The organism is Deltaproteobacteria bacterium, from assembly GCA_020848745.1.
Taxonomy (GTDB): domain Bacteria; phylum Desulfobacterota; class Binatia; order UTPRO1; family UTPRO1; genus UTPRO1.
In genome coordinates this window covers 1-4,158 of the sequence record JADLHM010000040.1, presented here as the reverse complement: position 1 = coordinate 4,158, position 4,158 = coordinate 1, and the positions used below count along the sequence as shown (strand labels likewise).

At 74.4% G+C, this 4,158-nt stretch carries 5 protein-coding genes; 2 read left to right on the top strand and 3 right to left on the bottom strand.

The annotated features are described in order from the left end of the window. The first annotated feature begins 156 nt into the window (after nucleotides 1-156). Both IT293_05365 and IT293_05360 read left to right on the top strand, forming a co-directional pair. On the top strand, nucleotides 157-1,605 hold the full coding sequence (locus tag IT293_05365) for a CoA transferase (GenBank protein ID MCC6764075.1): 1,449 nt from the start codon (nucleotides 157-159) through the stop codon (nucleotides 1,603-1,605). Then, complete coding sequence (locus IT293_05360) at nucleotides 1,595-3,073, top strand: FAD-dependent oxidoreductase (protein MCC6764074.1); 1,479 nt, start codon at nucleotides 1,595-1,597, stop codon at nucleotides 3,071-3,073. The genes IT293_05365 and IT293_05360 overlap by 11 nt, the downstream gene beginning before the upstream one ends. Nucleotides 3,074-3,103: 30 nt before the next feature. Here the strand turns inward: IT293_05360 and IT293_05355 are convergent, their stop codons facing one another. The 3 genes from IT293_05355 to IT293_05345 all read right to left on the bottom strand — a co-directional run. After that, on the bottom strand, nucleotides 3,104-3,478 hold the full coding sequence (locus IT293_05355; GenBank protein ID MCC6764073.1) for a PIN domain-containing protein: 375 nt from the start codon (nucleotides 3,476-3,478) through the stop codon (nucleotides 3,104-3,106). After that, nucleotides 3,475-3,750, bottom strand: a complete 276-nt coding sequence (locus IT293_05350) for a hypothetical protein (GenBank protein MCC6764072.1) — start codon at nucleotides 3,748-3,750, stop codon at nucleotides 3,475-3,477. Before IT293_05350 ends, IT293_05355 begins: the two co-directional genes overlap by 4 nt. Before the next feature lie 43 nt (nucleotides 3,751-3,793). After that, on the bottom strand, nucleotides 3,794-4,158 hold a 365-nt coding region (locus IT293_05345), incomplete at its 5' end, for an enoyl-CoA hydratase/isomerase family protein (protein ID MCC6764071.1).

Below are 4,158 nucleotides of genomic sequence, written 5' to 3'. Positions count from 1 at the left end.
CAATCGCACGCCACCTCAGGCCGTACTCGCGCCTCGCTCCTCAACGGACTGTCCAGTCCGCCTGCGTCGCTCGGCGCTCCGTTCGGCCCGATCTGGCGCACGCTTGACGCTCTCGCGACGTGGACCTCGTGAGACATGCGGGCTAGAGTCCACTCGATGTTTGGAGCCTACTCCAAGTCGGAGGGAACCGGCAAGCGGGGCGGGTCCTCCGGCGCTCCCGCCGCCGCGTCGAGCGTCGCCGCGGACTACGCGCGCCTCCTCCTCGAATCCGTCGGACAGCCGGTCGCCGACGATCTCGCCGTACCCTCCGACCCGCACCCCGCCCTCACCGCGGCGGCGACGGGGCTCTTGGCGCTCACCGGGTACGCCGACGGCCCGCCGGTCCCGCCGCCCGGACACCTCGCCGCCTGCGCCCGTGGCGCGCTCGCCGCGCTGCGCGCGCTCGCTCCTCGGCACGGCGACGCCGCGCTCGCGACGCTCGACGGCGCGGCGCTCCTCGGCGAGCGCGCCGCCGTCCTCCGCCTCGCGCGGCGCGGGACCACGTCGGCCGGCGGCCACTGCCGGCTCGTCCGCGCGCGCGACGGGTGGCTCGCGATCAACCTGCCGCGCCCCGACGACCGCGCGACCGTCCCGGCGTGGCTCGGGACGTCCGTCGGCGCGGATCCGTGGCCGACGATCGACCACGTCGCCGGCAGGCGCCGCGCGGGGTCCCTCGTCGCCCGCGCGCGTCTCCTCGGGCTCGCGGCCGCCGAGGCTTCGCCGCCGATATCGACGGCGCCGCCGTGGCATCGCGTCGGCGCCCGCGGGCGGCGCGCCGTCCCGCCGCGCGAGCGCGCGCCGCTCGTGCTCGACCTCTCCTCGCTCTGGGCCGGGCCGCTCGCCGCTGCGCTCCTCGCCCGCGCGGGAGCGCGCGTCGTCAAGATCGAGAGCACGCGCCGCCCCGACGGCGTGCGCGGCGGGCCCGCCGCCTTCTTCGATCTCCTCCATGCCGACAAGGAATCGGTGGCGCTCGACTTCGCGACTGCGACCGGGCGGCGCGCCCTCGTCGCGCTCGTCGCCCGCGCCGACGTCGTGATCGAGAGCGCGCGGCCGCGCGCCATGCACCAGCTCGGCATCGACCCTGCGGCGCTCGTCCGCGCCCGTCCGGGGCTCACCTGGATCAGCATCACGGGCTACGGCCGCGGCGGCGCGGCGGCACGCTGGATCGGCTTCGGGGACGACGCCGGGACCGCCGCGGGCCTCGCGCACGCGACCGGCCGCCTCGCGGGCGGCGACACGCCGCTCTTCTGCGGCGACGCGATCGCCGATCCCCTGACCGGCATGCACGCCGCGGTCGCCGCGCTCGCGGGGTACCGGCGCGGCGGCGGCCTCCTCGCCGCCCTCGCGCTGCGCGACGTCGCGGCGCACGCCCTCGCCTTCGGCCCCGCGGCGAGCGCCGCCGTGATCCGATCCCTCGGCGAGCCCGCCGGCGCGCCGGCCTGGGAGGTCGTCGCGGGCGGCATCCGCGCGCCGGTCCGCGCGCCCCGCGCCCGCGCGCCCCACGTGCGCGCCCGCGCATTCGGCGCCGACACCGACCCCATCCTGCGGGAGTTCCATGTCGCCTGAGCCGACCCGCCCCCGCCGCGACCTCGGTCGCGCCACCGCCGTCCGCGCCCGCCGCGACGTCCCCGCGTGGGACGCCGAAGCCGACGTCCTCGTCGTCGGCTTCGGCGGCGCCGGCGCGTGCGCCGCGCTCGAAGCCAGCGCGGCCGGCGCCGACGTCCTCCTGCTCGAGCGCATGGGCGGAGGCGGCGGCACGACGGCGCTCTCGACCGGGCAGATCTACCTCGGCGGCGGCACCGCCATCCAGAAGGCCTGCGGCTTCGCGGACGCGCCGGAGGAGATGGAGAAGTATCTCCTCGCCGCCTGCGGTCCGGGCGCCGACGAGGCCAAGATCCGCCTCTACGCCGCCGAGAGCGTCGCCCACTTCGATTGGCTCGTGGCGCGCGGCGTCCCCTTCAAGCCTTCGTACTACGGCGAGGGCTCGTACACGCCGACCGACGATTGCCTGAGCTACTCCGGCAGCGAGCTCGCCTGGCCGTATCGCGAGCTCGCCAAGCCCGCGCCGCGCGGCCACACCGTCCAGCAGGACGGCATCGAAGCCGGCGGCCGCCTGATGCGCGCGCTGGTCGCGGCGGTCGAGGCGACGCCGGTGCGCGTGCAGAGCGACACGCTCGTCGAGACCCTGGTCGTCGACGACGCCCGGCGCGTGGTGGGCGTCGTCGCCAGGGTCGACGGGATCGAGCGCTGCTACGGCGCGCGGCGCGGCGTCATCCTCACCGCCGGCGGCTTCATCAACAACCGGGCCATGGTCGAGCGCTACGCGCCGCTGCTCCGCAAGTGCCGCTTCCGCGCCGCGAGCGACGGCGACGACGGCCGCGGCATCCGCATGGGCCTGGGCGCGGGCGGCGACGCGATCCGCATGGACGTCGGCTGCATCGTGCTGCCGTTCACGGTGCCGAAGGGGTTGCTGCGCGGCATCTTCGTGAACCGGCGCGGCCAGCGCTTCGTCGCCGAGGACCTCTACCAGACGGTGGTCGGCGAGCGCGCGCTCCTCGGTGAGAACGGCGAGGTCTTCCTGATCCTCGACGACGCGATCTTCGAGCGGCCCTTCCCGCCGACGGAGCTCGCGGCCGTCGAAGACACCATCGAGGACCTGGAGCGCGCCCTCGACTGCCCGAGCGGCAGCCTCCAGCACACCGTCGCGTATTACAACGAGCACGCCGCGCGCGGGGAGGATCCCCTCTTCCACAAAGCCGCGGACCACCTCGTCCCGCTCGTGAAGCCGCCGTTCGCCGCGCTCGACTATCGCACCGACGCGGCGCTCTACACCGTCTTCACGCTCGGCGGGCTGCACACCACGATCGACGGCGAGGTCCTCACGGCCGACGGCACCGTGGTGGCCGGCCTGTACGCGGCGGGCCGCACGACCTCCGGGCTCGCGGCCCAGGGCTACAGCAGCGGGCTCTCGATCGCCGACGCGACGTTCTTCGGACGCCGCGCCGGACGGGCAGCCGCAGCCGCCCGTCGGTAGAAGGCAGGGACGAGCCTCTCGGGCTCACACTCACGGGACGAGCAGCGTCAGGGCGACGCCGAATCGCTGGACGTCCTTGGGACTGGTGGTGGCAAGCGACGCGCCGTCCCGGAGAGCGACCGCTGCGATCATGCAGTCCGCCAGGCTGCGTCGTCGCCGTCCGCCACGGTTGAACAAGTCGCCGGCGGTTTCGCAATCGGCGTCGGTGAAGGGCGAGATCTCGCGGAACACGCTGCGCACATACTCGATCTCGTTCGTGCCGGCGGGACCACACAAGAACTCGGTCCACGCGATCGAGCTCACGGCGACGTCCTCGCCCTCACGCAGGAACTGACGCAGCCGTCGGTCGGCTCGTGACACGGGCACCAATGCGTGAATGATGAAGCCCGTGTCGACGTGGATCACGAGCGTGGTTTCTTTTGGCGGGCAGGTCGAGGAGCCTGTCGCGCTTCCCGGATCTCGCGAATCCATGCCTCGGCCCGCCCGGGAGTCAGCCGGAGCGCACGTTGCGCATGCTCGAGGTTTGCGAGACGTTGCTGATCGTTGGCGAGCAGGGCCGCGCCGGCTACTTTGATGACACGTCGCAGCGCCTCCGATTTCGACACGGCCCAACGGCGTGCCATCTTTTCGAGGGTGCGCACGCTCGCGGCATCGAGCGCGTACGTGGCCTTCACCATATTGCGAGCCATAACGCGTTATGGCCGCGGGGTGAACGGAATGTCAACGCCATGGATCATCCGCGGGCGCGATCGCGTCGACCAGGCCCCACGCGCGCGCCGCCGCCGCGTCGATGCGGCGACCCGTGAGCGCGAGCAGCGCCGTTCGCTGCCGTCCGATCCGGCGCGGCAGGCTCGCCGTTCCACCCGCTCCGGGGATCAACCCCATGGCGACCTCCGGCAGCGCGAAGAACGCGTCGGGCGTGGCGATCACTTCACGCCCCCAGGCCGCGAGCTCGACACCGGCCCCGATGCATGCGCCGTGCACCTCGACCCGCAGGCGCGCGCCGAGCGCGGCGAGCGCGGCCGCGGGACTGCGCGTGGTGCGGACGACGTGCGCCGTGGCGGGATCGGGCCGCGTTCCGAACT

What these genes read in the sequence shown, in the direction of transcription:
- IT293_05365 (MCC6764075.1), top strand. Translation starts at nt 157, where the DNA reads ATGTTTGGAGCCTACTCCAAGTCGGAGGGAACCGGCAAGCGGGGCGGG.
- IT293_05360 (MCC6764074.1), top strand. Translation starts at nt 1,595, where the DNA reads ATGTCGCCTGAGCCGACCCGCCCCCGCCGCGACCTCGGTCGCGCCACC.
- IT293_05350 (MCC6764072.1), bottom strand. Translation starts at nt 3,750, where the DNA reads ATGGTGAAGGCCACGTACGCGCTCGATGCCGCGAGCGTGCGCACCCTC.